22 protein-coding genes are annotated in these 26,044 nt (G+C 63.8%); 7 read left to right on the top strand and 15 right to left on the bottom strand.

Features of this window, described 5'->3' with window-relative positions; translation table 11 throughout:
* Positions 1-5 precede the first annotated feature (5 nt).
* From BWP39_RS28245 to BWP39_RS28220, 6 genes are all read right to left on the bottom strand, one after another.
* On the bottom strand, positions 6-500 hold the full coding sequence (locus tag BWP39_RS28245; protein WP_096725507.1) for a chemotaxis protein CheW: 495 nt from the start codon (positions 498-500) through the stop codon (positions 6-8).
* 54 nt (positions 501-554) lie between these two features.
* The gene (locus BWP39_RS28240) at positions 555-2,231 is read right to left on the bottom strand and encodes a methyl-accepting chemotaxis protein (RefSeq protein WP_096725506.1); all 1,677 of its coding nucleotides are present in this window, start codon (positions 2,229-2,231) and stop codon (positions 555-557) included.
* A 210-nt stretch (positions 2,232-2,441) separates the two neighbouring features.
* Complete coding sequence (locus tag BWP39_RS28235; RefSeq protein ID WP_096725505.1) at positions 2,442-5,078, bottom strand: hypothetical protein; 2,637 nt, start codon at positions 5,076-5,078, stop codon at positions 2,442-2,444.
* Positions 5,065-6,318, bottom strand: coding sequence for a DUF3142 domain-containing protein (locus BWP39_RS28230; protein WP_207557152.1), 1,254 nt, complete (start codon positions 6,316-6,318; stop codon positions 5,065-5,067). The genes BWP39_RS28235 and BWP39_RS28230 overlap by 14 nt, the downstream gene beginning before the upstream one ends.
* A 61-nt stretch (positions 6,319-6,379) precedes the next feature.
* Positions 6,380-10,162 carry a DUF748 domain-containing protein gene (locus BWP39_RS28225; protein ID WP_096725504.1) on the bottom strand — a complete coding sequence of 1,261 codons (3,783 nt, stop codon included), beginning with the start codon at positions 10,160-10,162 and terminating at the stop codon, positions 6,380-6,382.
* 256 nt (positions 10,163-10,418) lie between these two features.
* A complete protein-coding gene (locus tag BWP39_RS28220; RefSeq protein ID WP_096725503.1) occupies positions 10,419-11,840 on the bottom strand; it encodes a DUF1254 domain-containing protein in 1,422 nt (473 codons plus the stop codon).
* Between the two features lie 280 nt (positions 11,841-12,120).
* On the opposite strand from BWP39_RS28220, the gene BWP39_RS28215 reads away from it, so the two are divergent.
* Entirely contained in the window at positions 12,121-14,661 is a 2,541-nt protein-coding gene (locus BWP39_RS28215) for a heavy metal translocating P-type ATPase (RefSeq protein WP_096725502.1), read from the top strand.
* A gap of 25 nt (positions 14,662-14,686) precedes the next feature.
* Here the strand turns inward: BWP39_RS28215 and BWP39_RS28210 are convergent, their stop codons facing one another.
* The 6 genes from BWP39_RS28210 to BWP39_RS28190 all read right to left on the bottom strand — a co-directional run bounded on the left by BWP39_RS28210 (position 14,687) and on the right by BWP39_RS28190 (position 19,684).
* The gene (locus BWP39_RS28210; protein WP_096725501.1) at positions 14,687-15,298 is read right to left on the bottom strand and encodes a flavin reductase family protein; all 612 of its coding nucleotides are present in this window, start codon (positions 15,296-15,298) and stop codon (positions 14,687-14,689) included.
* Positions 15,299-15,303: 5 nt separating this feature from the next.
* The gene (locus BWP39_RS28205; protein WP_268877190.1) at positions 15,304-16,227 is read right to left on the bottom strand and encodes a 3-hydroxyacyl-CoA dehydrogenase family protein; all 924 of its coding nucleotides are present in this window, start codon (positions 16,225-16,227) and stop codon (positions 15,304-15,306) included.
* A gap of 211 nt (positions 16,228-16,438) precedes the next feature.
* A complete protein-coding gene (locus BWP39_RS28200) occupies positions 16,439-16,696 on the bottom strand; it encodes a hypothetical protein (protein WP_096725500.1) in 258 nt (85 codons plus the stop codon).
* 408 nt (positions 16,697-17,104) lie between these two features.
* On the bottom strand, positions 17,105-17,263 hold the full coding sequence (locus BWP39_RS32015; protein WP_170043910.1) for a hypothetical protein: 159 nt from the start codon (positions 17,261-17,263) through the stop codon (positions 17,105-17,107).
* A 285-nt stretch (positions 17,264-17,548) separates the two neighbouring features.
* The gene (locus BWP39_RS28195; RefSeq protein WP_096725499.1) at positions 17,549-18,874 is read right to left on the bottom strand and encodes a hypothetical protein; all 1,326 of its coding nucleotides are present in this window, start codon (positions 18,872-18,874) and stop codon (positions 17,549-17,551) included.
* A 123-nt stretch (positions 18,875-18,997) separates the two neighbouring features.
* Positions 18,998-19,684, bottom strand: a complete 687-nt coding sequence (locus BWP39_RS28190) for an MgtC/SapB family protein (RefSeq protein ID WP_096725498.1) — start codon at positions 19,682-19,684, stop codon at positions 18,998-19,000.
* A gap of 163 nt (positions 19,685-19,847) precedes the next feature.
* Between BWP39_RS28190 and BWP39_RS28185 the strand changes: the two genes are divergently transcribed.
* Together BWP39_RS28185 and BWP39_RS28180 are read left to right on the top strand one after the other, a co-directional pair.
* The gene (locus BWP39_RS28185; protein ID WP_207557150.1) at positions 19,848-20,957 is read left to right on the top strand and encodes an AGE family epimerase/isomerase; all 1,110 of its coding nucleotides are present in this window, start codon (positions 19,848-19,850) and stop codon (positions 20,955-20,957) included.
* A 155-nt stretch (positions 20,958-21,112) separates the two neighbouring features.
* Positions 21,113-22,105: an alpha/beta hydrolase gene (locus tag BWP39_RS28180; RefSeq protein ID WP_170043909.1), complete on the top strand. Its 993-nt coding sequence runs from the start codon at positions 21,113-21,115 to the stop codon at positions 22,103-22,105.
* Between the two features lie 11 nt (positions 22,106-22,116).
* Here BWP39_RS28180 and BWP39_RS28175 read toward each other — a convergent pair whose 3' ends face one another.
* Positions 22,117-23,001, bottom strand: a complete 885-nt coding sequence (locus BWP39_RS28175) for a LysR family transcriptional regulator (protein WP_207557149.1) — start codon at positions 22,999-23,001, stop codon at positions 22,117-22,119.
* Positions 23,002-23,137: 136 nt separating this feature from the next.
* Here BWP39_RS28175 and BWP39_RS28170 point away from each other — a divergent pair, with 136 nt between their 5' ends.
* Complete coding sequence (locus tag BWP39_RS28170) at positions 23,138-23,542, top strand: carboxymuconolactone decarboxylase family protein (protein WP_096725495.1); 405 nt, start codon at positions 23,138-23,140, stop codon at positions 23,540-23,542.
* Positions 23,543-23,565: 23 nt separating this feature from the next.
* On the opposite strand, the gene BWP39_RS28165 is transcribed toward BWP39_RS28170, so the two are convergent.
* Both BWP39_RS28165 and BWP39_RS28160 read right to left on the bottom strand, forming a co-directional pair.
* Positions 23,566-24,177 (bottom strand): GNAT family N-acetyltransferase, encoded by a 612-nt coding sequence (locus tag BWP39_RS28165; RefSeq protein WP_096726223.1) that lies wholly within the window; start codon positions 24,175-24,177, stop codon positions 23,566-23,568.
* Between the two features lie 11 nt (positions 24,178-24,188).
* Positions 24,189-24,407 (bottom strand): hypothetical protein, encoded by a 219-nt coding sequence (locus BWP39_RS28160; RefSeq protein WP_096726222.1) that lies wholly within the window; start codon positions 24,405-24,407, stop codon positions 24,189-24,191.
* 156 nt (positions 24,408-24,563) lie between these two features.
* Here BWP39_RS28160 and BWP39_RS28155 point away from each other — a divergent pair, with 156 nt between their 5' ends.
* The 3 genes from BWP39_RS28155 to BWP39_RS28150 all read left to right on the top strand — a co-directional run bounded on the left by BWP39_RS28155 (position 24,564) and on the right by BWP39_RS28150 (position 25,953).
* A complete protein-coding gene (locus tag BWP39_RS28155; protein ID WP_096725494.1) occupies positions 24,564-25,106 on the top strand; it encodes a DUF1003 domain-containing protein in 543 nt (180 codons plus the stop codon).
* A 156-nt stretch (positions 25,107-25,262) separates the two neighbouring features.
* On the top strand, positions 25,263-25,436 hold the full coding sequence (locus tag BWP39_RS31800; protein WP_157915191.1) for a hypothetical protein: 174 nt from the start codon (positions 25,263-25,265) through the stop codon (positions 25,434-25,436).
* Positions 25,437-25,749: 313 nt separating this feature from the next.
* Complete coding sequence (locus BWP39_RS28150; protein ID WP_091012403.1) at positions 25,750-25,953, top strand: cold-shock protein; 204 nt, start codon at positions 25,750-25,752, stop codon at positions 25,951-25,953.
* The last annotated feature ends 91 nt before the right edge of the window (positions 25,954-26,044 follow it).

Here is a 26,044-nt window from a genome sequence, read left to right as displayed (position 1 = left end):
TGTCATCACGTGCGGGCGCTCACTGCTACAACGGGTGCGGCCGGGAACAGCAGTGCGCGGGTTTCATCGTCGAGCATCTCTTCGACATCGACCCATTGCACGAGCCCTTCGGCATCGCTTGCAACGGGGCCGAGCCAGCGCGCATGGGGCGTCGCGACACCGCTGTCGGCGAAACGCTCACGCTCGATTCGTTGCGTACGTGTCGCGCGCTCGAGGATCAGGCCGAGCAGATGCCCGGCATCATCTTCATTCAGCGATACACCGCTGCGATAACGCACCAGCACCAGACGCGTAGAACGCAACGCACGCGCCGCACGGCCAAGCGCCAGCCGTGCCACGTCGATCACCGGCACCGGTGCACCGCCGTGCTCGATCACGCCCGCGATCCACGCGGGCGTGCCGGGAAGCGGCCGCACCTGCGTGTAGGCGAGCACCTGAACGATCGTGGCCGCATCGAGTGCGTAGCGGTCGCCGTCGAGTTCGAACTGGAGAAAGAGCATCGCGATTGCCTGCGCGGTCCGGTGCGAGTGTCAGCCCTTGAATTAGCCCTTGAGTCAGGCCTCGATCTTGAAGCGCGACACACCCGTGCGCAGCTGGTTCGCGACCAGTGTGAGGTCGTCGATGGCCTGCGACGACTGGCGCAACGACTCCGCAGTCTGCTGCGCGGCCTCCGACAGTTGCGACAGCGCCTGGGTAATCTGCTCGGCGCCGCTCGCCTGGGTCTGCATGCCTTCGTTGACCATCTGGAAGCGCGGTGCGAGCGTCTGTACTTCGGTGATGATCTGCGACAGCTGGCCGCCCACCTGATGCACGTCGCGCATACCGCGCCGCACCTCTTCGGAGAACTTGTCCATGCCCATCACACCGGCCGATACCGCCGACTGGATGTCCTTCACAGTCTGCTCGATGTCGTACGTCGCCACCGCGGTCTGATCGGCAAGCCGGCGGATTTCAGTCGCCACGACCGCGAAGCCGCGGCCATATTCGCCTGCCTTCTCGGCTTCGATCGCCGCGTTCAGCGACAGCAGGTTGGTCTGGTCCGCGACCTTGGTGATCGTCGCGACGACCTGGTTGATGTTGATCGCTTTCTCGTTGAGGATCGCGAGCTTCGCGTTGACCGAGCCGGCCGCTTCCATCACGCTGCGCATCGTGTCTTCCATCCGCGACAAACCGGTATGGCCTTCGCCCGCGAGCGACGCCGACTGCTCAGCAACGTTCGACACTTCGTTCATCGTGCGCAGTAGATCGCGCGAAGTCGCGAAAATCTCGCGCGAAGTCGCACCGATTTCGGTGGTGGTCGCGGCGGTTTCGCTTGCGGTTGCTTGCTGTTCCTTCGATGTCGCCGCAATCTCCGCCACCGAGGTCGTCACCTGCAACGACGACTTCTGTGCCTGCGAAACGAGGCTGGCCAGCTCTTCGGACATACGGTTGAAGCCGTCTTCCAGACGCCCGAACTCGTCGTCGCGCCGCAAGTCGAGCCGCTGCGTCAGGTCGCCGGTACGCATCCGGTCGTGCACTTTCACGAGTTGCACCATCGGCACCGTGACCGCCTTGAGCAGCGCATAGCCGGTGGCGAGCGAAATCAGCAGGATGACGCCGAGCGCCGTGGCGAGCGTGATCTCGGTGCCGGTCACCGAACTGCGGATCTGTTGCGCCGATTCGTCGGCACTTGCACGGTTCTGCTTGACCAGCACATTCGCCGTGCGGATCACTTCGTTCCACGTCGGTGTGAGCTTCACAAACGCGGCCTGGGCTGCCGGTTTCGATGTCTGGGCAATGCGCACCGCGTCGTTCAGGAGCGGCACGTACTGGTCGTAGGCGCTGCGAAATGCGCGGAACTGCTCGCGGTCCTGTTCGTCGTAGATGGTCGCCTGATAGTCGCTGCTCAACTGCTCGAAGTTCCGCAGGGCATCGGGCACACCATCGAGGTCGTGTTTCGCATCGTCCGCGGTACCGTCGACGAACGCCGCCCGTTCGAGCATCGTGTAGCTCACGTTCGCCGCCGCGCGCAGCGAGGTCGACAGATAGAGCCCCGGCACCGAATCGCGGCCGATGCTATGAGCCTGTTCGTCGATCGCCCGCAGGCGGCTGTAGGAAATCGCCGCCATCACGAGCAACAGCACGAACAGCGTGCCGAAACTCAGCACGATGCGGTTGCCGAGCGACAGCCGGCCGCCGCCGAGCATGACAGGCAGATTCTTGTTGCTTCCGATGGATGTCGTGCTGGCCATGTTCCGGATAACTCTCAAAGACCGTGGGGTGAATTAAGCAACGCCCGAGAAGTATTTCTCTAACTATCGAGGGCGTTAGTGCGGAGGATACACCGCGCAGGCAACAGCCAATACGGGGGTAACCTCGGGAACGTCTTGCGTCGCACCGCTTGATCGATCTGCCTGCAAACCGGCGCTGCCGGACTTTCCGTCAAAACACGCACGCCATGCTCAACCAGCCCGTCGGGCCCGATCGCGCCGGTACCACCAGCCCACGCCCACGATACCGAGCAACGCCACGCCAACCGGCACATACAGATACCGATGCACCCAGTAGCGCGTCGCGCGCCACGCCTGCACATAGGGAAAGCGGCTCGCCGCGCGAAAATCGGGCGCCGGACAGTCGCGGCCGAAATGCGCGGCGAATGGAACGGCGGCCCCCTCTTTCACGTAGCGCTGGTAGATCGCATTCGCGCGGTCATCGTCGTAGCGCACGAATGCCGCACCGTGGCACAACACGGTTGCAAATGCCTGTGACCGCGGCGGCAACAGGTTCGCGGCGTTGAGGGCTTCGTCGGCGGCCACTGCGCGATAGTGAAACCTCGTGTCGGGCTTTGCTTCGCTCGATGCATAGCGTTGCCGCTCGCCATCGGTCACGAACGAGCCAGGCAGGTCGGCGGCGGCGCGCTGTGCTGGCGTGTCGGGAGGCGGTGCGGCGGGCCCGGAAGACGAATCGGCAGCGGGCTGCCAGGCGCTGCGGCGTCCGGCGCCGCCGTCGAACGCGCCGTCGAAGGTCGCAAAGTCCGGCTCCTGTTCATAGCCCATGATCTCCATGCCGTGGGTGCGTGCGAGCGTGGCGGCGGTGAACCATGCCTGTGCTCGCGTTGTACTGCGCCATGCATGCTGCGCATCGTGCAACGCGGCACCATAGGCAGCAGCCCAGGTGCGCGCCTGCCATGGCGTCACGATGACTTTGTCATTGCGGTAATCGATATCGACAAAACGCGGGTCGTTGTCCGCGGGAAAGTACGGTAAGGCTTCATCGACCCGCCCGTCGCGCACCAGACGACGTGCCAGCAACGTGCGCAGCATGTCGTTCATCGTCCGCCTGTGCTGCAAGCGCCACTGGTAGTACTGGTCGCCGGCGAGGCTGATCGAGCTTGCCGGTATCGGTGGTGCTGGAACTGCACTGGCCGGCACATGCGCATCGATCCACGACTTCAGTTCGTCGGTTGTCAGCACGCGCTCGGCCACGTAAGCCGCATCTTCCGCGTAACCGACTCCACTGCCATCGTTGCCAAGGTACACGTCGTCGACACCGCTCGCCTTCTCCTTGCGCAGCGAGGCCGCGTAGAGCTGGTCCAATGCATCCGCATACTGCCCACGCGCAAGCGTCAGCACGCCCTGCTCGCCTTTGACGAGCGCCGCGCTACCGCTATCGAGACTCGCATCGTTCGGCGGGAACGCTTTCGATGCCTGCGCATAGGCCTGCGCGGCCGCCGTCAGATCGCCATTGCGCAGCGCGAGCTTCGCGCGCACCCAGCTCGCGAGCGCACTGTCGTCGTGTGCGATCAGTGTTTGCGCAACGTCGTAGCGCCCGAGCCGATACGCGAGTGCCGCGAGCCGGTCCGCGCCCGCTGACCGCTCGATGCCCTGCTTCTCGATCGCTGCGACGAGCGCCGTCAGCACCGGGTTGGCCTTCACGTCCTTGTCGCCGCGGGCCGTGTCCGCATAGCCGTTGTGTCCATTGAGGTCACGTCTCGCGAAGAAATCGGTCGTGCTCGCCGGATCGTCTTTCACGACATCACCAAGACGCGCGAGGCCGTAGGCGACCAGCAGCCGCTGCGTCAGCGGAGTCAGCGGATCGCCGACTAACCGGGTCGCGCGCGCCGGACTGCTGAGCGCCCATCCGGCGATCACGATCAGCGATACCTGGCCGCTCGTCGAACCGCGCGCGGCCTGTTCGGCGTACAACGCGATGGCGCGGCTCAGGTCCGCTGGCGCGATGGCATCGACACAGGCCGTCCGGTTGTCGAAATCGCTGTCATCGCATCGTATGCCACCGGAATACAGATACAGGCGCGCCTCTTCACCATAGCTCGCGACCGCCAGCCCCCAGGGGTCGCGTGCTCCATCGCGGGCCCGGGCACGCGCGAGCGCGAAGGACTGCACGGCTGCCGCGCGTTCTGCGGTGGCATCGTTGCCCGCACCGGCTGAAGCGTCGGCGTGCATCTTGCCGAGCATGTAGGCGGCCCAGACCACACGTAGATCGCTGCTTGCGCGTGGCAGATCGAGTACGGCCTGGAAGCGCTGCTGCGCGCGTACACCGGCGGCTGCCGCGTCGGACTCCGCGCGCTTCTGGGCAGCTCGGCAACTGGCGGCGCGCTTTGTCGAAGATCGCGTTGAAGCTGCGGCATGATCGCCTGCGCTTGCCGTGCTTGCCGCACCCGCATCACACGACGGCACTGTTGCATTCGACGCCTTGTAATCGACCGCCGCAGCGGTGTACAGACGCACCGCATCCGGCACACCATCACCGAGCGCGAACGCCGTGTCGCCGTTGCCGAGTGCGCGCATCGCCTGCACGGTCTTCATCTGATCGGCGGTGAGAATCGGCTTGTCGGGCGTATCGGGCGAACTGTCGTTGCCGGTGAGCGACTCCACAGCCTTCAATGCGTCGTTCGCCGAAACCAGATGCGATGCCTCGTAGGCAAACGAATTAGCCGGCGTGCTTTTCAGTGTGCCGGCGCGATTGTCGAGTAGTTGCAGCGGAAAATCCGGGCCGCAGGCGAGCACAGCCGCGGCGCCCGCTACGACAGCGGCAAGCGCCGCAACCAGCGCGAGGCCAGTGGGTTTACGGATCGACACGTGAAGTCACCGTGGGTTGAGTGCAGCGAATCCAGCCAATGGTGCGCTGGCGACCCGCACGCAGCAGACCATCCTGCGTGCGACGTAAGACAAGGTTCCGCGCATCGCGATCGAGCGTATAGCCATTGATACCGTCAGCGGCCACGCACGTGCTGTCGAGGCGAATACGCGACGGCAGCGATGCATCGGCGGTACCGGCGTTGACCAGCACGACATCGGCTGCTGTCGAACCGGCCGCTGCGCGCGTACGCACTGACAACGCGGGCCGCAGCGGCGCATGCGTCAGCACCGCGCGCCACGTGACGAGGCTCCATGCGCGTTCGTCATCGTCGGTGGGCAGACGGAACCAGACGATGCCAGCGAGACCCGCCGGCCGGTCACGCCCGATGCGCGCCGCGAAGGCACCGATCTCATCGGGTTTTGCTACGAGTTCGTGTGCGAGATCGTCGGACTGCAATGTCGGGCGCTCGCTCTCGATACCCGTTACGCGTCCGTCCGGTCCCCACGTGACGCGCGTGCCGTAGGTGGGCAGCGCGACGCGCCATGGGTGATGCGTGCGCCGGGCAAATGCACGCATCCACGTCTGTGCACGGTCTTCGTCGAAGAGCCCTCGCACCGGGTTCATCACGGCATGCACCTGCAGCACGGCTTCGTCCGTCTGCGCGAGCAGGCTGTCGAGCGCGGGACTATCCAGCCAGGTCGGTAGTGCAGTGATCGACAGGCGCATGCCCGGCGACGCAACCGCAAGCCGCTCGCGCAACGCGCCAAGAAACCGTTGATAGCCCGCAAGACGCGCGGTCGCGCAGTCGTAGTCGATTTCGACAGCCGCCAACGCGATCCCCTCGTGCTGCCACGCGCCGAGCAGCGTCGCGATGTGCGCGATCGATGCCGCATCGTCGAGATCGCTCAGCGCGCCGTCGAAGCGCACGACCGCCACCACCGGCCCATGCGCCGCGGTCAGCACACTTGCATCGGGTGTCATGTCGACCCAGCGGCCGCGAGCGTCGAGCTCCGCGGCCAGCACATGCCAGCTCGCGACGAAGCCGCGGCTCACATCGATCGCCGCGGCAACCGCCGGGGTCCACGTGCGTTGCCAGACGTATGCATCGTTGGGTAACGCGGGTAGTGGTTTGCCGCAACCCGCCATGCAGATCAGCATCATGGCCGCGAGTGCGCGTCTCGCGAGGCGGGCTACTGGTGCTGCAGGTACGGCGGATCTCGACGGGTCGAGCGGCGGCATGCGCTGTCCTGTTGTGCTGCGTCGTTGCGATGCGCGGCGGCCTGACATGACAGGCCGCGCGTCATTTCAGGCCGAAGTCCACCCGCGTCGCCGCGCCCTTGTCCTTGATGCCCTGCGCGTCGAGCTTCGGTGCAACGATGAAGACCCGGCTGCTATCGATCTTGCCTTCGAAATACTGCTGCACGGCCTGCGCGCGCTGCTGCGCCAGCTCGCGCAGGCTGGCGTCGTTGACCGGCGCATGTTCGGCGATGGCGCTCTTCATTTCGTCGGCGGGCAGGGACTTCGTCAGACCGACGAAGTTGTGCGGTTTCTTGAAATCCGCGGCCTTGTACGCCTTGCTCAGATACTTGTCGTAGTCGGCGGGATCGACGGTCACGGTCGACGTGTCGACGCTCTCGCCCTTGCCGACCGTGTCCTTGATTTTCAGCTGCTTCACGAGACCATCGACATATGCGGTGCGCAGGCCTGGCCCGTCGGCTGCGGGATCGACTCGGCCGATCAGGTCGATACGGATCGACGACTTCTCCGTAAGCACCTTGATGATCGTATCGAGTTTCTTCGTCGCGGCATCGGACAACTTCGCCGAACCCGGATCGAACTCGACGTAGCCAAGCTCCTCGCTATTGCCACCGCCGAATGCGTTCGCGATCAACGAGAACGGCGCGGTCACTGCCTTCTCGAGCAGGTTTAGCACCGCATGCCAGATCAGCCCCCCGATGCTGAACTCGGGGTTCGACAACGAACCCGACACGGGGATATTCACATCGATCTCGCCGCGCGAGTTTTTCAGCAGCGAGATCGCGAGCCGCACCGGCAGCTTCGTCGCCGTGCTGTTGTCGACGTGGTCGCCGAAGGTCAGCTGATCGATGAAGATGTGGTTGTTCGCGCTCAACTGGTCGTTGGCGAGCTGGTAGTGCAGGTCGACGTTCAGCTTGCCCTTCGTGATCGGATAGCCCGCGTACTTCGCCGAGTACGGCGTGAGATTGGTCAACTCGATGTCGTGCGCACTCGCGGTCAGGTCGAGCGCGGGCTTCGCGATCAGCGGATTGACCGAGCCGCGGATCGACAGCGGGCCGTTCGCCGCGAGCTTCGCGGCGACGTCCACCGGCGCAGATGTGGTCGACTGCGTACCGAACGCACCGATCTTGCCGGTAATGCTCACGAGGTTCGCCGTGTAGTTCGGCTTGATGAAGTTGTCGGTGTAGGTGACGCGACCGTCCTGCAACAGCAACTGGCCGAAATGCAGTTTCACCGGGCTTTGCGGCGGCGTGGCGGCGACCACCGTCGGGGCAGGCCCCGACGCCGGATGCGGCGCCGATGCCGCGACTGCTTCCGACGCATCGGATGCAGCCTGCGGCGTCAGCGGCACCGCTTCGCCTTTCGCGTTCTTGTCGCGTGTGAGCGACTGCGCCTCACCCGTCTGTTGCGCGACCACCTGGCTCAGGTTCAGCTTGCCCTGCGCGTCGAGCAGCACGCGGCCATAGAAACCCGCGAACGTCACACGGCTCGCATCGACGTCGGTACCCCTCTCGCTGTAGTTCGCCTTCAGGTTCGCCAGCGCCAGCGAACGCCAGCCCGCAAACGGATCCGAGGTCGCCTTGTCGAGCATGCGCACATCGACGAGGGCTACGTCGCCGCGATACTCAACCTGCAGCGCCTTGTTCTGCGACAACGCCACTTCACCGTTCGCATTCAGCAGCGCGCTCGCGATGGTGGCGTTCAGCTTGTTGCCGAAATACGGTTCGAAGGCGGCGGCATCAAGCCGGTTCGCATTGATTTTCAGCACCAGTTTTAACGGAGTCGCCGTCACGTTGCCGGTCACGCCGAGCGTGCCCTTGCGGTTCAACGTCGCCTGCAGATCGATCGGTAGCGGATGGCTCATATCGTCGCTGATCTGCTGCACCTTCAGTTGCAGCGGCGTCACGCTGAGCTTCACCGGGCGCGGCGTCGTGTTGTCGGTGAAATCCGCCGATCCGTCTTTCAGGCTCAGCTCACCGATCTTGTAGTGCCACGCAGCCTCTTTCGCCGCGGGCTGCGCGGTGCGCGGCGCCGCGCGCCGCGGTGCGGTTGCAGGTGAATCGGCCAGCGCTGCGAGATCGATGCGACCGTCCTTCAAACGCTGCGCGTTGACGACAAGCCCCGTCAGATCGACGCTAGTGACGACGGCATTGCGCGCGGCCAGATCGACCTGGTCGATCTTCACGTCGGCCTGCGCCAGACCGATGGCCTGCTGCTTCACGCCGGGTACGTTCAGTTTGAGCGACTGGAGTGTCAGCGTGCTGTCGTTGACTTTCAGGTCGAGCGGCGACTTGCCCCAGTTCGTGTTGAGGTTCACGCTCGCGGACAGCGTGCCGTCGGCGATCCGCGCCGCGGTTGCGCCGGCGAGATACGGCTGCACCAGTGGCAACGGCAATGTTTTCAGGTCGAGCTTCGCGTCGGCGGTCTGTGCGGCAAGCGTGAACGCGCCAGCGGCGGCCACCGACCCGCCGCCCTTCAGCGACGCGCCCAGCGTGTAGTGCGCCGGCGACTTGCCGAGCATCGCGAAGTCCGTGAGCGTCGACGATACATCGGTGATGCCGAGCGTGACGGGTTGCGCGGGCGTGTCGTCGCGGAAATTGACGGTGCCGCCGGTCAGTTCGAAGCGCTTGATCGATAGATCGAACGGCGCCGGTGGTTTTTCGGCTTCGGTCGGAGCGGCCACGCCCGATGCAGCGCTGGCCGCCGATGCAGCAGGCACGGTGCTGGCGCTCTGCGCAGCATCGGTCGCGGCGCCCGGCGCCGGTGCGAACATGCGCTGCACACTCAGCACGCCAGCCTTGTCGCGGGCCAGCGCAACAGTCGGTGCATCGATACGGATGTCGTCGAAGCGATAGATGTTCTTCAACGGTTCCAGCGTCGCCGCGGCAACATGCAGCTGATGCAGCGAGACAAACGGCGCGTTGTTCTGGTCGACTGCATCGACGTCGTCGAGATCGGTGGTGCCGGAGATGCGCAGCGTGGGCGCATCGTCGGACATCACGAAGTTCAGTTTCAGATCGCTCGACAGCTTGCCTGTCCGCACGGTGACCGGCAGCTTGACCGGCACATACGACAGCAGACGCGGCATATCGAGACCATCAAAACGCAACGCCACTTCCGATTCGCGCGAGGCCGCAAACGGCTTCGTCTTGCCGTCGATAGCGAGCGGGCTGCCATCGATCCGCGCGCGCAACAGCGGCTGCACGAAAATATCGGTCTTGGACGGCAGCGTCGCGATAAACGGAATACCGAGCTTCCACTGATCGATGACGTGTTTCATGCCGAGCAGCCGGTCGTCGAAATCGATCCGGCCGTTTTCGAGCCGGATGTTCGATACCGAGAACAGCGTCGGTTTGCTATTCGGTGTGGACGGCTGCTTCGAGAATTTCTCGATCAGGTCGGTGAAATTGAAGCGTTGCGCGTCGTAACGGATGATGTGAAAGCTCGGCGAATCGAGCTGCACTTCATTGACGATCGGCGCCGCGCGAAACAGCGACGCCCACGACGGCCGCACGATCAGCCGCGCGATATCGATGAAATCACCCGCGCCGCCGCGTTCGCCGATATGAACGCTATCGGCTTCCAGGTTGAGCGTGTAGGGATTCAGTGCGATGCGGCCGATCGTGGCCGGCCGGTCGAGCTGTTTGCTCAACTGTTGCTCGGCGATGTGGCGGATCAGCGGGGGCGCGGCGAAGAAGCCGAACAGGCCAAACAACACCAGGAAGATCAGCAGACCGGTCAGGATGCGCCGGGTACGCCGCGCGCTTGCCACGCCGCGAACGGCCTGCAGGGAAGAAACGAGTGCCGCCTTGTTGAGGCTCGCCATGCTTGTCGGTCGCCGATGATGCGGCGGCAAGCCCGCCGCGATACGAAAGTTCAGACTGCGGCAAGTATACGTCCTGGAAGTTTCGTGTCGTGCAAATGTGAGGCAATTTGCACGGTACTGCGCTCATCGATGCAACATGCATGCATAGGCATCGACAGGCTTCACTCACACGATCCCACCCACGGACGACACGCGCGAAGGGCAGCGAAGCACTGGCCCGCTGCCCCACCCATGCGGTTATCCGCGCGTCGCTGCGTTACTGGCGCACGACAGTCGGCGGCGCCCACGAACCATCCGTGGCCTCCGGCTTCGGCGCATACAGACGCATCATCAGCTGGAAGTCGGCGCGCGGCACCGGCAGCCAGTTCGTAGCCTTCGCCCGCACCGCCGACACGGTCACGTCGACCGAACCGTCGTGATTGCGCCGCAAGCCGTTACGATCGCCGACCGCGAGGTGCGCCGGCGCACTTTCGCCCAGCGCGCCCTCTTTCGTGTACGCGGTGATCGACCAGAAACCACGCACCGGCGGCAACTGGTTCGGCGCGAAGTGGATCTGATAGCGGTTCGCACCGTTCAGTGCCCGGCCGTCACCGTCAACCGCGACCGTGGCACGGACTTCGTCGTCGCGCGTACCGATGCCGGGTTGCGCGAACGCCGCATAGGCGCGCAACGAGTAGTCCGGACCGTAGTTACCGATGCCGTCGCCAAACCAGCTCCAGCCGTTGCCGGTCAACAGGTTGGACGGCGCAGTGGCCACGCGGTCGTGACCGTCGGCGAGACCCGTGGCGATTGCATCGCTTGCACCCGACGGCAATGCCGCCGATGCGCCCGGCGTCACGCCCAGGTCGGAGAGGGTCTTCAGCGCGTGCGGATCGACCGGTTCGGGCGGGTTGTCTTGCAACGCTTGAGCAAGCCGACCGAAGAACGCGTTGGCGTCGTAACCGGCCACGAGAATGGCCGGCGTGGCGGCGGACGGCACATCGGCGGGATTGCCGCCCGGACGTGATGCGGGCGCCGCCGCCGAAGCGGCGGGCTTCGACCACGCGCTGAGCGGCGCGACGCGCATCGCGCGCTGCAGCTTGCGGACCGCTACGACATCGCGCGGACTGCTCGACTGGACCCGCACCGTGAGCCACAGGTTACGGGTCGGCACGTTGACGCGCGTGACGCCCTTTGGCAGATCGCCCTGCCAGCCGGGGCCGACGAACGCAATCGTTTGCGCCTTGAGTCCCGCAGCATGCGGACCGACTTGTGCGGCCGTCGACCAGATCACGTTGGTCCACATGTCGAGCGCGCGCGCGTCGACGTAACGGCCGTGCGAATCGGGCAGCGAAACGATGACAGGTTCGGCGCCGACGTCGAGCCAGCCGGTCGAGTCGAGCGTATCGAGGCTGGGTGTGGTCGGGTTCGCCGCGCCGACCGGCGGCAGCGTCTGCGCATGCCGCAGCGTGTTGACGGGCGCCTGGCCCATGCTGTCGCCGACCGCGGCGTCGCGTGCGACGCTCATCAGTACGAGCGGGTAGCCGAACACGTAGGAGTCGGCCACCTCGTCCTTGATCCAGCCCGTCGACTTCGGACTGTCACCAGGCGGGGCGGCACAACCGGCGAGGAAAGCGAGGCCTGCGAGCGATGCGCAGGTCCAGTGGAGCGAAAAGGAATCTCGGCGGCTTTTTATCATTCGTTGATTGATACAGGCGTTCGGTGAAATAGCGCGAACCGGATGCGGCCAGGTCCGCTGAGCCCCCGCTCATTGGCGAACCGGCGCGTCTCCGACCCTAACATCGGGTTTTAACGTATCCGTGACGGCGAAGCAAGTCCGAACGCGGAGACATCGATTTGTCACAGGCGAAAGCGGGGTTTTGCCAATCGATTGCATCTGTTCTTGACCTTCCCATCATGGGAACGTCAATACTGGGTTTTATCGTGCGGTAGAACGCCGCCCCAGACCGAGCCCCATCATGACTGACCTTGCCGTTCCAGACCGCACTGCCGCCGCGCAGGCGGAACTTGAAATCAGCGGGATGACCTGTGCGTCGTGCGCGACGCGCGTCGAAAAGGCGCTGGCGAAGGTGCCGGGCGTCTCACATGTGTCCGTGAATCTCGCCACCGAAAAAGCCACCGTCGATCTACGCGACACCGCCAGCGCCGGCGCTCTTGTCGAGGCCGTTCGCAAAGCCGGTTACGACGCGACGCCGGTCGTGCTTGAAGCCGACCCAGCCGCAGCTGACACCGCAACCGCGGGGCAGACCGCGGAATTCGCGATCGGCGGAATGACCTGCGCCTCGTGCGCGATGCGCGTTGAAAAGGCGCTGGCGAAAGTGCCCGGTGTCGCGCGCGTCTCGGTGAATCTCGCCACCGAAAAAGCCGCCGTCGATCTGCACGACGCCGTGCCCGTCGATCAACTCGTCGCAGCCGTGACGAAAGCCGGCTACACCGCCGTTCCGCTCGCCCGTGAGGCCGACGTGGAGGCGACGCAAGGCGCAGCCGGCCGGCCCACGCAGGCCAACATCGCACAACGCGAACTCGTGGCAGTCGTCGTGGCCGCACTGCTGACACTGCCGCTCATCGCACCGATGGCCGGTACGTGGTTGACGGGCATCGGCCTCGATCTCTCGCCGCCGGCCTGGCTGCAGTTCGCGCTCGCCACGATCGTGCAGTTCGGCTTCGGCGCGCGCTTCTACCGCGCCGCGTGGCGCGCGGTCCGCGCGGGCGCGGGCAATATGGATCTGCTGGTCGCGCTCGGTACGTCGGCGGCGTATGGGATCAGCGTGTATGAACTGGTGGTGCATCCCGGCGCCACGGAACATCTGTACTTCGAGGCGGCGGCGGTCGTCATCACGCTGGTGCGCTTCGGCAAATGGCTCGAAGCGCGCGCGAAGCGCCAGACCACCGATGCCATCCGCGCACTCAACGCCCTGCGCCCCGAACGCGCGCGCATCGTGGTCGGGGATCGCGAGCACGAGGTACCGCTTGCGCAGGTGCGTGTCGGCATGATCGTCGCAATCCGGCCCGGCGAACGGGTGCCGGTGGACGGCAATATCCTGCTGGGCCGCACGCACATCGACGAATCGCTGATCACGGGCGAGAGCCTGCCCGTGCCGAAAGAATCCGCCGATCCGGTCACGGCCGGCTCGATCAACGGCGAAGGCGCGATCACCGTTACCACGACCGCCACCGGGGCAGAGACCACGCTGGCGCGGATCATTCGCCTCGTCGAAAGCGCACAGGCCGAGAAGGCGCCGATCCAGCGGCTCGTCGATCGGGTGAGCGCGATCTTCGTCCCCGCGATCCTCGTCATCGCCGCGCTGACGCTGATCGGCTGGCTGCTAGCCGGTGCATCGGTCGAGAGCGCGATTCTCAACGCGGTCGCAGTCCTCGTGATCGCGTGCCCCTGCGCGCTCGGTCTCGCGACGCCCGCCTCGATCATGGCCGGCACCGGCGCGGCAGCGCGGCGCGGCGTGCTGATCAAGGACGCCGAAGCGCTTGAGATCGCTCATCAGGTGAATGTCGTCGCATTCGACAAGACCGGTACGCTGACGATCGGTCAACCCTCGGTCACGGCCTTCGAGCCGCTCGGCATCGAGCGCGACGAAGCGCTCGCGCTGGCCGCGGCGGTGCAGCGGCATAGCGATCATCCGCTGGCGCGCGCGATACTGAAAGCGGCCGACGAGGCTTCCGCAGCGCAATCGCCTGCTGCCGCTGCCGCCGACGCTCGCACGGTGACGCAGGCGCGTGCCGTGCCAGGTCGCGGCGTCGAGGCGCAGATCGACGGCCGCATGCTCGGTATCGGCAGCAGCCGGTGGCTGGCGGAACTGCATATCGCGTTGCCGCCCGAAGTCACAGCCCGTGCCGAAGCACTCGAGCAGGCGGGCAATACCGTGTCGTGGTTGATGGAGCTGGGCAGCAGTAGCGCGCCGTCGGCCGTACCTGCCGCGCTCGCGTTGATCGCCTTCGGCGACACGCTGAAACCGACCGCGCGCGAAGCGATCGCCCGGCTCGCGAAAATGGGCGTGAAAAGCGTGCTCGTCACCGGCGATAACACGGGTAGCGCAGCCAGTGTCGCCGCCGCGCTCGGCATCGATGAGTTTCATGCGCAGGTGTTGCCCGAAGACAAGGCCCGCGTGATCCACGATCTGAAGATCCGCACCGCCAGCGTCGTGGCGATGGTCGGCGACGGCATCAACGACGCACCCGCGCTTGCCGCAGCGGACATCGGCATCGCGATGGCGACCGGCACCGACGTCGCGATGCACGCGGCCGGCATCACGCTGATGCGCGGCGATCCGGCGCTGGTCGCCGACGCAATCGACATCTCGCGCCGCACGTGGCGCAAGATCCAGCAGAACCTGTTCTGGGCGTTCGTCTACAACCTGATCGGCATTCCGCTTGCCGCGTTTGGTTTGCTCAATCCGATGCTGGCCGGCGCGGCGATGGCGTTTTCGAGCGTCAGCGTGGTGACCAATGCGTTGCTGCTGCGCGGCTGGCGTGGCGCGAAGTGAGCCGCGGTAGCAGTTTCGCCTTTGCTCAGGCCGTCGGTCGCACCATCTGGAACATCGCGCCGATCTCCGCGTAGTCGGCGCGATACCCCGCACGCATGATCGGCTGGGCGGCCCGTGTATCAAAGAGGCCGTCCTTCAGGTACGCGGGGTCGATATGCACGCCGACCACCTGGCCGAGCGCGAGGAAGTTGTCCATCGGCGTGCCGTCGAGCGTATGCAAACGGATCACCTGCAACAACCGGCACTCGAGCGCCGCGGGCGTCTCGCCGACGTGCGGTACCGCAACGTTGCGACCCGGCGCCGGCGTCAGACCGGCCAGCTCGAATTCGTCGATGTCGGGTGCGACCGGCGCCGACGAGCGGTTCATCTGCCCGGCTAGCGGCTTCGTCGCGAGATTCCACACGAACTCGCCGGTCGCTTCGATATTGCGGATGCTGTCCTTGTAGCCTTCGCTGCAGAATCCGATGATCGCCGGAAACGTCGCGAACGCACCGAAGAAACTGTATGGCGCGAGGTTCAGGCGACCTTCGGGATCGCGTGTCGAGATCCAGCCGATCATGCGCGGCGCGACAATTGCCTTGAACGGATCGTGCGGCAGACCGTGGCCTTGCGCCGGGTCATAGAAAAGATGCGACATGGGGCTTATCCTCCGCCGATCAGGCGTTTGCGCAGCGCGCGGACGCGCGCAAGACGCGCCTCGTCCCATTCGTAAAAGCCCGCACCACTGCGCACACCGACGCGTCCTGCGTCGACCTGTTCGCGCAGCAGATCGAGCACGTCGTTATCGTTGGCGAGTTCGGGCATCAGGTGCGTGCCGACATTGAGAATCGTATCGAGGCCGCCGAGATCCGCACTTTCGAGCGGACCGACAATGCTCCAGCGACGTCCGAGCGACGCCTTCATCACACGATCCACGACTTCCGGCGAAGCCGCGCCCGAGCGCACGATGTTGAGCGCTTCGCGCAGCAGCGCGAACTGCAACCGGTTGCCGACGAACCCCGGGATCGCTTTCTCAAGTACGACCGGTTCCATACCGATCGCTTCCATCAGCGCAACGGTACGGGCGGTGACGTCGGCGGATGTAACCGAACCCGGCACGACTTCGACGAGCGGAATCAGGTGCGGCGGATTCCAGAAGTGTGCGATAACGAAACGCTCGGGTGCGCGCAAGGCGGACGCGAGCCGGTCGGGCGGAAAACCGCTGGTGTTGCTCGCGAGAATCGCGGTCTCGCCGAGCACTTCCGCGAGCGCTGCATACAGCCGATGCTTGAGTTCGAGTACTTCGGGAATCGCTTCGATTACGAAACCTGCTTCGGACATCGCGTCGAGCTGCGCGCGACGCTCGATGCGCGCAAGTGCGACCTGCTTCGCAGCAAGGTCGATGCGACCGGCGTCGACGAGTTCATCGAGGATCGCCTCGGCCTTTGGTGCAACGCTCGCAAGGCGCGTTTCGTCGACGTCGTACACAATCGTCCGATAGCCATGCAACGCACTTTGCGTCGCGATGCCGACGCCCATCAACCCGCTGCCGATCACGCCGATGACGGTCGTGCCAGGTCCATCGATGCGCGAAGTATGGGCGCGCGAGGGTTCTACGTTATCCAAGCTGTTCTCCTGCCGAGCCTTCGATAGAAGCCCCAGAGAATAGCCTAACGCGCCGCTTCGCAACGCCAGATGCAGCAAAGGCCGGCGCCCTTTCGAACGCCGGCCTTGCTGGGCCTGCTACCCGACGCCGCCCCACGCCGCATCGGGTTGACTGCTCGTTACGCCGCGCCGGTCAGTAGCGATGATCGCGGTCGCGCCGCGGATCGCGATCGTGCGGATGGCGGTGCATCCACTCGTCGTGCGCCCAGTAGCGGTGACCATCCCAATACCGATCGCCATGCCAGCCGATATTGATCTGTACACCCACCGGAATCATCCGCGGCTGCTCGACCACCACCTCCTGCGCAAACGCACTGCTTGCAGCCAGTAATGCACTGCCCGCGAGCGCCGCGGCGAGGATCGTTTGCGAAACCCTATTGCGTGTCTTCATCGAACACCTCCCGTTTTTCAGGTTTGTCGCGAGGCGGTCGGCGTGCCCGATTAACTGGACCTGCCGTCGTGATTCATCCCGCGCTTGCAATCCACTCTAACGATCGATGCTGCGCGAATACGTGAGCACTTGTAAGCGCAAATTTCAGGATCGACGGGGGGCGAAAAAACGGTTCGATACGGTTGGGCCGCTGTTTATCGGGGCCATCGGAAGGGACGCGACGATCGTCTGCCGGAGCGGCTGGTCAGCAGTCGTTACATCCATTTCGGGTTCGAAATATCGCGTAAGAGCGCGCTGCCTGGATCAAGCGAAACGCGAAACCAGCAGACAAAAAGAAAGCGGCGCGTCCAGGCAGGACGCGCCGCTCACTGACGATGCGCGAACAAGACCGCGCGATGTCAGCCGTGTTCAGTCGATCAGACGGATACCGAACAGCGTGGACTGCGACTCGCGAACGCGTTGCGCTTCACGTGCGCGCGCTTCGTACGAGTATTCCGAGTCCATCGGCAGATGCGGCGACGCGAAGAGGCCGCTGACCTTTTGAAACAGTGCGAGGATAAAGCTCATGGCGACTCCCGGTTGATAAATAGCTAGGGTTTTCCCTTAAATTGAATTCTAGGGTTTTCCCTAGTCGATGTCTAGTGCATCGCACCATTTTTAACAATTGATTGAGCTTGTGCGGCTGGGAGAGGGTTGGTGCGTTGCATCAATACAACAGACGAGGCAACCGACTCCGTGTCGGAGCCGTCGCCCTCTATCCTGCGCAAACGCATGCCCAGCAAGCGTTCCCGCCGGCTGGAGGGAACCGGGGTAGCTATAGACAGAACCGCGGGCTCGCGAAACTCAGTGCCTTCAGTGCGCGTTCGCCGTCTTCGACTTATGCCCGTGCTGCGCTTTCGACGGATGCCGTGCCGGCGCCGCCGGACGCGGTTGCGCCACTGCCGGCGCGGGCGCCGCTGCAGCGGGTACCGGTACTGTCGCCGAATCGGTATCGAGCAGCGTCGCGAGCGTGGCCTGCTGGGTCAGCATCATCTGTTCGATGCGCTGTTGTTGCAGCGTGGTGTTCCGCGCGAGACGCATCAGTAGCAGTGTTTGCGCGATACCGATCGCGACCGTCACGAGCAACGCGCCCACTACGATCGAGAGCATCCACTTCATACGGCGCGAATGATCGGTTGCGGCGCGCCGCTGATCGGCGATCACGCCGTACAGTGCATCGACGGTATCGGCGAATGCGGTAGCGCGGGCGCGATCGAGTTCAGGCGTGGCGCGCGGCGTGTCGTGATGTATTGGTGGTGCCGCGGGGGGTATTGCGCGGAACGTGCTCGATGTCGGCGGTGTGGGTGCGGATGCGGATGCGGATGCGGCTGCGGTCGACACAGCGTGCGTAGAACTCGCCGCTGCATCGGCAGCGGATGCTTCTGTTGACGCCGACACCGCCGCGCCCGCTTCGCGCGATGCGCTCGCCGCTTTTGCGAACGTCGCGGCGAAACGCTGCGGCGGAATGGCCGGCTTGCTGCCGCTCGTCGTGCCGGACGACGACACCGTTGCATCGTCGGGCGACTGACGCAACGCGGCGACACTCCGCGCCACACTTGCCACGGCCGTTACCTGCGCAGCCTCGCCCGAAGCGGCCGGTTCCGCCGATGCGACTACAGGCTGCGGCACATCCGCCTCGGCCGCAGGCTGTGTACCGCTCGTCGTGTTCGTGTTCACGCTCGTAGCCAACTCCCCAACGCTGCTCGAAGCAGACGCGTCGCTCCACTGGCCGGCGAGTTCGCCCGATCCCGCTTCCGGCGTGTCATCTAATTTCGCCGAACGCGAAACGCGCCGCGCCACCTTCGTATCAGTACCAGTCGCCACGGCCTGCGCGCTATCCGGTACTCCTATCGCCGCAAGCACCACCTCCGGCAACTCGAACCCCGACAGCGTGCCCTGGCGAACATCGATATTCATCGCCTGCAGCGTCGCGCGGGTGGGATCGTCGGGAAACAGGTCGAGTGTGCTGTCGTCGCGAGGAACGTCGCTCAACTGCGCGAGGCGCTGCGCGGATTGCGCGGCGCGCGCAAGCTTGTTCTCGGTTTCAGTCGAAACGCTCGAGGCCTGTGGCTTCGTCGCGTCGGAACGGCGCCGCCGGGTAGTCGGGGATGCGTGGGGATCTGCGGAATCTGCTGCCATAGCGATGCGAAAAAAGATTAGTCGCGCAGCGCTCGTCGCCAGACATCGGGCGCCGGTCGCTGCTGCGCGATGCGGTCTGTGTTTTTTGAAGACCGCATTGTCGCACGGCGAGGCCCGCTCGCATCACGATGGCAAGTTCTCCTCCCTGAATTCTTTCACGCCGGGCAGTTGTCGCAGCCGCTCGCAGATCGACGCGTACTCGGGTGCCGACACCCGGTGCAGCGTGATCATGACCTCATCGAACTCGGGTGCGTCGTCGCTTTGCTGCATGACAAACTGTTTCACGCGCGGGCTCGATGAACCGAGTGCGTCGTGTAGCGAATGGAACGTCATCGCGCCGCGTTCGATCAGCAGCGTGAACTGACGTCGCTGCTTGACCGTGATGAAACGCCGCTCGATCGGTTTGATACCCGCGAGAATGATCAGGATGATCACCGTCGCTGCAATCGATGCGGTGTACAACCCGCCGCCCACCGCAAGGCCGATCGCCGCCACCGACCAGAGGCTGGCCGCCGTCGTCAAACCTCGCACAATCTCTCCGCGTAGCAGGATCGAACCCGCGCCGAGAAAGCCGATGCCCGACACGACCTGGGCGGCCATCCGCGATGGATCGAGCACGATGTGGTCCCCACCCAGCACGTCTGCGAAACCGAATGCCGACACGATCATGATGAGTGCGGACCCGACACATACGAGCATGTGTGTGCGCAGCCCCGCAGCCCACGAAAGCCGTTCTCGTTCGAAGCCGATGACACTGCCAAGCGCGGCAGCCAGGATCAGTCGTAAGATGAGTTCTACATTCCCCAGCATTGCTTTACCTCCTTATCGATATCGATGAATCGCAGCCCATGCGCTGCGCTCGCGATGGTCACGCATTTGCTTTATGCTTGGGCACCGTGCGCCCGCCAGGCCGGCTCATGGCGTTACACCCGTCGCCCTCTACCCGCCGTCACGATACCCAGGCTATCCAAGCATGAACCAGTCCGCGCCCTCGTCCGCTTCCGCCCCTTCTGCCGCTGCGCAACTACGCGAGCATTTCGCGCAGGTCGTTCTGCCGGTCTGGCGCGGTCCCGGTTTCAATACGGCCCTGCGTCTGCCGTATGAAGCCGTGCACAGCGACGGGCGTACCGCGCTGCCTGCCGTACGCTACCGCGCCATGGCATGCGCGCGCCAGCTGTTCGTATTTTCGCAGGCGGGCGATGCGGCACATGCCGATACGCTATTCGATGCGCTGCGCCGCTACTTTCTTGACAGCACGCGCGGCGGATGGTTTTACAGCGTCGATGAAAAAGGTGCGCCGCTCGACACGACAAAAGACCTGTATACGCACGCGTTCGTCGTGTTCGCTTGCGCCGAATACGGTACGCGCTCCGGCAATCGTGAAGCGCTCGATATCGTGCAGCACACGTCCGCGCTCATCACAGAACGCTTCGCTGCACCTGACGGCTTGCTCAACGCGGCGCTCGATGCCGGTTTCTCGAACGTCACCGGTGCACCGCTGCAAAACCCGTTGATGCATCTGACCGAAGCCTGGCTTGCCGCCCGCGAAGCGACGCACGATGCCGCCTACGACGACGCATTGCAGCGACTCGGCAGCGCTGTTGCACGCGCGTTCGTCCACGCGCCGACCGGTTGCATCGCCGAGCTGCCGATCGGTGCGAACGATAACCGTCTTGAGCCGGGTCATCAGTTCGAATGGTTCTGGCTCGTGCGGCGTGCAGGTGCGTTGCTGGACGGATCGGGACTCGCCGATGCGCTACCGCGTGCATTTGCATTCGCGCAGCAGCATGGCATCGACGCTGCAACGGGCAGTGTTCACGCAGCGCTCGATGAAACCGGACGCGTCAAGGATGCAACCCAGCGCATCTGGGCGCAAAGTGAATATCTGCGCGCGCTCGCCACACATGACGACGCTGTCGTGCAAGCGGAATTGACACCGCAGATCGCGCGTTTTCGCGAGCGGTTTCTGCAGCCGCATGGCTGGTTCGAATGCAAGACGCCCGATGGCAACGTTGCGCGCGCCGATATGCCGTCGACCACGCCGTACCACCTCGCCACGGCTTACGCTGCGTTGCCTCGCTGAGTACGCATGCAGTACGCGTCGTCTCGTTTGTCCCTGCGATATTCAATAAGTATCGCAAGCACCGTAAATATATATTTTACGTTCTACACGACGGTCGATAAGCTACTGTTTCCAGCGACGCGCGTTCGCTTTCGCAACAACCGCAAGGGAACGGTGTGAACAGGAATCGTCGATTGATCATGGGCGCGGGACTGTCCGCCGTCGCTACGATGGCGTTTGCCCGCGGCGAAAAACATCGCGCGCTTCGGGATGTCAGTGATGTCGCTGATGTCCGCACCACCAGCCGTGCTTCCGAAGCGTTAGCGCTATGGCCGAGCGGCCGCATGCCGGGCGGTAACGGCCCCACCGGCCCCGAACACGTCAGCGCGAAAGGTTCAGTGACCAACGTCTCGCACCCGCGCATGAACGTCTACCGGCCGCGCAAGGCAAACGGCACGGCGGTTCTGGTGATCAGCGGCGGAGGTTACCGGCATATCGAACTCGGCAGCGAGAGCGGCCCGGCGTGCCGATGGCTGCAATCGCTCGGCGTAACTGCGTTCGAACTCGTCTACCGCCTGCCCGGCGAAGGATGGGTGCGAACTGCGCCGTTGCAGGACGGCCAGCGCGCAATGCGCGTTATCCGCACCGCCGCCGCTTCGTTCGGCATCGACGCGCAGCGCGTCGGCGTGCTCGGTTTTTCCGCGGGCGGACATCTGGCTGGCATGACGGCGGTCACATCGCACATCGACCGGTACGCGCCGATCGATACAACCGACACGTTATCGTCGAAGCCGAATTTCGCCGGACTCATCTACCCGGTGTTGAGTCTGGTGCCGCCGTTCGACAACACGGAAACGCGTCGTCAGTTGATCGGCGAGCATCCGAGCCTCGCGGAGGCAATCGAATTCTCGGTGGACCGGCAGGTCACCGCCACCTCGCCGCCCACATTTCTCGCACAGGCAAAGGACGATCCGGTCTCGCCGGTCGACAACAGTCTGATGATGTTCAACGCGCTACGCAAAAACGACGTGCTCGCCGAGATGCACATCTTCCAGGCAGGCGGTCACGGTTGGGGCATGGGTCAGCCAGGCTCGCTGGTTCACGCGTGGCCCGCGTTGTTCGAAACCTGGGCGGTGTACAACAAGCTGATACCCGGCGTGCTCGCCTGAGCAGCGCACGGCTAGCGCAACGACTCCACCACGAAGTCGATAAAGCTTCTTAGCTTCAATGTCAGCCGCCGGTCGGCGAGATATAGCAGATGCACCGGCCGCGACGGCAGTTCGTAGTCGGGCAGAAGGCGAATCAGACGACCGGCTGCAACGTCGTCTTCGACCAGCACCTCAGGCTGCATGATGATGCCGAGCCCCACGATAGCCGCCGTGCGCAGCGCCTGACCGTTGTTCACCGTGAGACGACCCTTCACCGGCACGCTTTCCGTCAACTCGCCGCGACTCAATCGCCAGATGTTCTTCTTCTGCCAGTAACTGAAGCCGAGGCAATTGTGCGCACTTAGATCGGCGGCCGTTTGCGGCAAGCCCGCTTCCGCCAGGTACACGGGTGCGGCGCACAGCCACATCCGGTAACGCTTGAGTTCTCTCGCGACCAGCCCCGAATCAGCCAGATCACCGATCTGTATCGCCGCGTCATACCCCTTCTCGACCCAGTCGATCGGACGATCGGCCAGTGTCAGATCCACATCGACACCGGGATAGCGCCGCAGATAGCGAGCCAACGCAGGCACGAGACGCTGACTGCCAAACGATACCGGCGCATGCACTTTCAGCACGCCGCGTGGCGCAGCGCGCATTTCGTCGGCGCAGGCATCAGCCGCGTCCGCATCGGCCAGCACTTGCCGGCATCGCTCGTAGTAAAGCCGTCCGACTTCCGTCAGCGACTGCTGACGTGTCGTGCGATTCAGCAGCTTCGCGCCGACCCGCTCTTCGAGAAAGCGGACGTGCTTGCCGACCATCGTCGGCGAGATGCCGAATATTTCGGCGGCGGCGGCAAAACTACGCCGGTCTGCGGCGCAGACGAATACCGACATGCTGAGCAGGCGATCGAGCATTCCGAACCCATGGTTCTGAGTGAAGGCACCCGAGCCTACTTCAAAACACCGCAGCCAACAACGATATTAGAGGCACGGCACAGACGGCACCGACATCCGACGGGCCGCTTCCTTCAACCTCTTCAGGAGTGACACGATGCCCACCGATTCCCCTCTTCGCCGCCGCGGTCTCGAACTGTTCGAACAGCTTCATGGCGGTCACGCCGGTGCGGCGATGGTCGCCGAGGTCGCGGAGATCTGCCCGGCGTTCGCGGACATGACGATCGAATGGTCGATCGGCTCGATCATGGATCGACCCGGCCTCGACCTCGCGACGCGCGAACTGATCCTCGTCGCGTCGTGCGTGACGCTGGGCAATGCGATGCCGCAATTGCGTGCGCATGCCGAAGCTGCACTTAGGGTAGGAGCCACGAAAGAGCAGATCGTCGAGACGGTTTTGCAGTTGACCTTCTATGCGGGTGGCCCTGCCGTCAGAAATTCTCTCGTGTTTCTGAAGGAGGTGTTTGCGCAGATGGAACACGAAGCGACTGCTGCGGCGTGAATGACGGCGCGGGCAAGCCGTCGTCAATACGCAGCCGATCTCGCGACCTTCTGCAGCAGCATCGTCTTCACGTCCACCCACTCGGAATCGATGATGCTGAAACGCACCGAGTTGCGTTTGCGCCCGTCCGGCATGATGCGTTCGTGCCGGACAATGCCTTCCTGTTTCGCACCGATACGCAGAATCGCGGCTCGCGATTTCTCGTTGAGTTCATCGGTAGTGAATTGCACGCGCACCGCGTTCATGACTTCGAACGCGTGAGTCAGTAGCAGCAGCTTCGATTCGGTGTTGACCCCCGAGCGTTGAACCGACTCGCTTAACCACGTGTGGCCGATTTCCATCTTGCGGTTCGCGCGGTCGATTTTCCAGAAGCGTGTACTGCCGACCAGCGCACCGGTATCGCGGCGAACGATCACGAACGGCATCGCCGTGCCAGCACGTTTCCCTTCAAGTGCGCTTGCAATGTACGCATGGATCGTCGCGGGTCCAGGAACGACGGTCACGCTCATGTTCCACAACTCGCCGTCGGCCGCGGCCGCAAGCAGACCGGATGCATGTTCTGGTCGCAGCGGTTGAAGCTCGACGATCGTACCCACCAGCGTGGGCTGAACGAGTTCGGAGACGTTGTCGCTCATCGACGGCGCGGTCAATCCCAGAGGTTGCGAAATGCAACGGCTGCGATCACCGGCACGCAGACGACTAGCGGAATCGCAAAGTACGGCACTTCGAGATCGACGAACCAGGTATAGACGAGCCAGCCAATGCCCGCACCGAGCGTGATCACGCCAACGAGTGCGGTAAGGATATTCAACGTCAGGGTGGAAGGACGCTTGCGCGTTTTTTCATTGGTAGAAGGCGTTTTCATCGCAGCACCGAAGCATGTCGTGACGGATATCCCGTTCATCGATTCTACTCCGGCGCGTGTTACTTTCATTGCGCTGCAAACAGCGGGCATTCGTCGCGTGCTGCGCTACGATTCCCTTCGGCCTCACCCCGTTCTCATCCCCGAACAGGATTCCCCATGACCGAGCCGACCCTCCCCCCCAACGACACGCCCAAGGCCCACTCACACGGCCTACATCTGCGTTTTCATCTTCCTTACGCGCATCTGTCGTCGCCATTCGGTGACGACTGGTTTGCGCTCAAGGCCGAAGCGTTTGCGCGCTTCTTCGGCACGCCGACGTTTCTGATTGCGCAAACCATGATCGTGCTGTTGTGGGTCATCGCGAACGTCACCGGCATGACGAAGTTCGACGTCTACCCGTTCATTCTGCTGAACCTCGCATTCAGTCTGCAGTCGGCCTACGCCGCACCGCTGATCCTGCTCGCGCAAACGCGCCAGGCCGATCGCGACAAGGCACATGCGGACGCCGACGCTCGACATCGCGAGGAACTCGCGCTCGCAGCCGAACAACGTGCCGTACAGATTGGCCAGCAAACCGCGCAACTCACCGCGCTTGTCGAGCAGAACACGAAGCTGACCGAACTCACGCGGCAACTCAGCGAGCGCATCGAAGCACTGACGAGTGAGATGCATCGCAAGGTTTTGTCGGGCAACGCGTGAGGATCGGGAGGAACGCACAGGGTGGCCGGCGCAGTCGTGCGGGCAATGCGGCATGAATCGTCAGCGGATTCAGTGGGTGCCGCGTTCGCCAGAAGACCGCTCTGGCCGATTTACATGCGCTACAGGTAGCGCATATGCAGATAAAAGGTGGAAAGCGTGAATAAAGCGCAGATTTCGCTCGATGCGCGGTCAACTTTCCACTATTTCTTCTTAACCGGCACACTGCTGGGTGCGGTCTTCGGTGCAGTCGCCCAGGATCCACCCGCGGCGGGCGACGCCGGCTTTTTGTCTTGTTTAGGTTTTTTCGCCTCGCGATTACTACGCAGTTGACCCTTTGCCATCATGCTTCTCCCGTTTCGCCAGCCGCGGAAGCGGCCGCGCTTCGGGCATGATGGCTGGATTTGGCGATGTTGTCGCCATGTATTTCATCCGACATTTGGTACGACAGTACCGATACACCGATTTCGTATACTCCTTGACCTTTTCGGTCGCATCAGCGTATTGTGCGCGACGACGTTCAAGAAAGTCGATTGCTGCTCATCAATTGATCGCTGTGTTAGCGGTATTCGTGGTCCTCTCACTCCTTGATCGCTTCGAACGCTCCATTCCGGAGCACATTTTATTTTTCACCAAGGATTTGGTTATGGATACCGGTACCGTCAAGTGGTTTAACGACAGCAAGGGCTTTGGCTTTATTACTCCCGATGCAGGCGGCGAAGACCTTTTCGCGCATTTCTCCGAAGTGACTGGCGAAGGCTTCAAGACCCTCGCTGAGAACCAGAAGGTTTCGTACGAAACGAAGCGCGGCCCGAAGGGTCTGCAAGCAGCTAACATCAAGCCGCTGTAACGCATGATGTATCCGGTGCCCATCTCTGGGCACCGGTCTCTGCAGGTTCTCTGCACCGCCTCTGCGTCATCCTCCGCATCACTCTCTGCGT

The sequence above is a fragment of the Paraburkholderia acidicola genome (assembly GCF_002362315.1).
GTDB lineage: Bacteria > Pseudomonadota > Gammaproteobacteria > Burkholderiales > Burkholderiaceae > Paraburkholderia > Paraburkholderia acidicola.
This window is presented reverse-complemented; position numbering and strand designations above follow the sequence as displayed.

What these genes read in the sequence shown, in the direction of transcription:
- BWP39_RS28245 (WP_096725507.1), bottom strand. Translation starts at nt 500, where the DNA reads ATGCTCTTTCTCCAGTTCGAACTCGACGGCGACCGCTACGCACTCGAT.
- BWP39_RS28240 (WP_096725506.1), bottom strand. Translation starts at nt 2,231, where the DNA reads ATGGCCAGCACGACATCCATCGGAAGCAACAAGAATCTGCCTGTCATG.
- BWP39_RS28230 (WP_207557152.1), bottom strand. Translation starts at nt 6,318, where the DNA reads ATGCCGCCGCTCGACCCGTCGAGATCCGCCGTACCTGCAGCACCAGTA.
- BWP39_RS28225 (WP_096725504.1), bottom strand. Translation starts at nt 10,162, where the DNA reads ATGGCGAGCCTCAACAAGGCGGCACTCGTTTCTTCCCTGCAGGCCGTT.
- BWP39_RS28220 (WP_096725503.1), bottom strand. Translation starts at nt 11,840, where the DNA reads ATGATAAAAAGCCGCCGAGATTCCTTTTCGCTCCACTGGACCTGCGCA.
- BWP39_RS28215 (WP_096725502.1), top strand. Translation starts at nt 12,121, where the DNA reads ATGACTGACCTTGCCGTTCCAGACCGCACTGCCGCCGCGCAGGCGGAA.
- BWP39_RS28210 (WP_096725501.1), bottom strand. Translation starts at nt 15,298, where the DNA reads ATGTCGCATCTTTTCTATGACCCGGCGCAAGGCCACGGTCTGCCGCAC.
- BWP39_RS28200 (WP_096725500.1), bottom strand. Translation starts at nt 16,696, where the DNA reads ATGAAGACACGCAATAGGGTTTCGCAAACGATCCTCGCCGCGGCGCTC.
- BWP39_RS32015 (WP_170043910.1), bottom strand. Translation starts at nt 17,263, where the DNA reads ATGAGCTTTATCCTCGCACTGTTTCAAAAGGTCAGCGGCCTCTTCGCG.
- BWP39_RS28195 (WP_096725499.1), bottom strand. Translation starts at nt 18,874, where the DNA reads ATGGCAGCAGATTCCGCAGATCCCCACGCATCCCCGACTACCCGGCGG.
- BWP39_RS28190 (WP_096725498.1), bottom strand. Translation starts at nt 19,684, where the DNA reads ATGCTGGGGAATGTAGAACTCATCTTACGACTGATCCTGGCTGCCGCG.
- BWP39_RS28185 (WP_207557150.1), top strand. Translation starts at nt 19,848, where the DNA reads ATGAACCAGTCCGCGCCCTCGTCCGCTTCCGCCCCTTCTGCCGCTGCG.
- BWP39_RS28175 (WP_207557149.1), bottom strand. Translation starts at nt 23,001, where the DNA reads ATGCTCGATCGCCTGCTCAGCATGTCGGTATTCGTCTGCGCCGCAGAC.
- BWP39_RS28170 (WP_096725495.1), top strand. Translation starts at nt 23,138, where the DNA reads ATGCCCACCGATTCCCCTCTTCGCCGCCGCGGTCTCGAACTGTTCGAA.
- BWP39_RS28165 (WP_096726223.1), bottom strand. Translation starts at nt 24,177, where the DNA reads ATGAGCGACAACGTCTCCGAACTCGTTCAGCCCACGCTGGTGGGTACG.
- BWP39_RS28160 (WP_096726222.1), bottom strand. Translation starts at nt 24,407, where the DNA reads ATGAAAACGCCTTCTACCAATGAAAAAACGCGCAAGCGTCCTTCCACC.
- BWP39_RS28155 (WP_096725494.1), top strand. Translation starts at nt 24,564, where the DNA reads ATGACCGAGCCGACCCTCCCCCCCAACGACACGCCCAAGGCCCACTCA.
- BWP39_RS28150 (WP_091012403.1), top strand. Translation starts at nt 25,750, where the DNA reads ATGGATACCGGTACCGTCAAGTGGTTTAACGACAGCAAGGGCTTTGGC.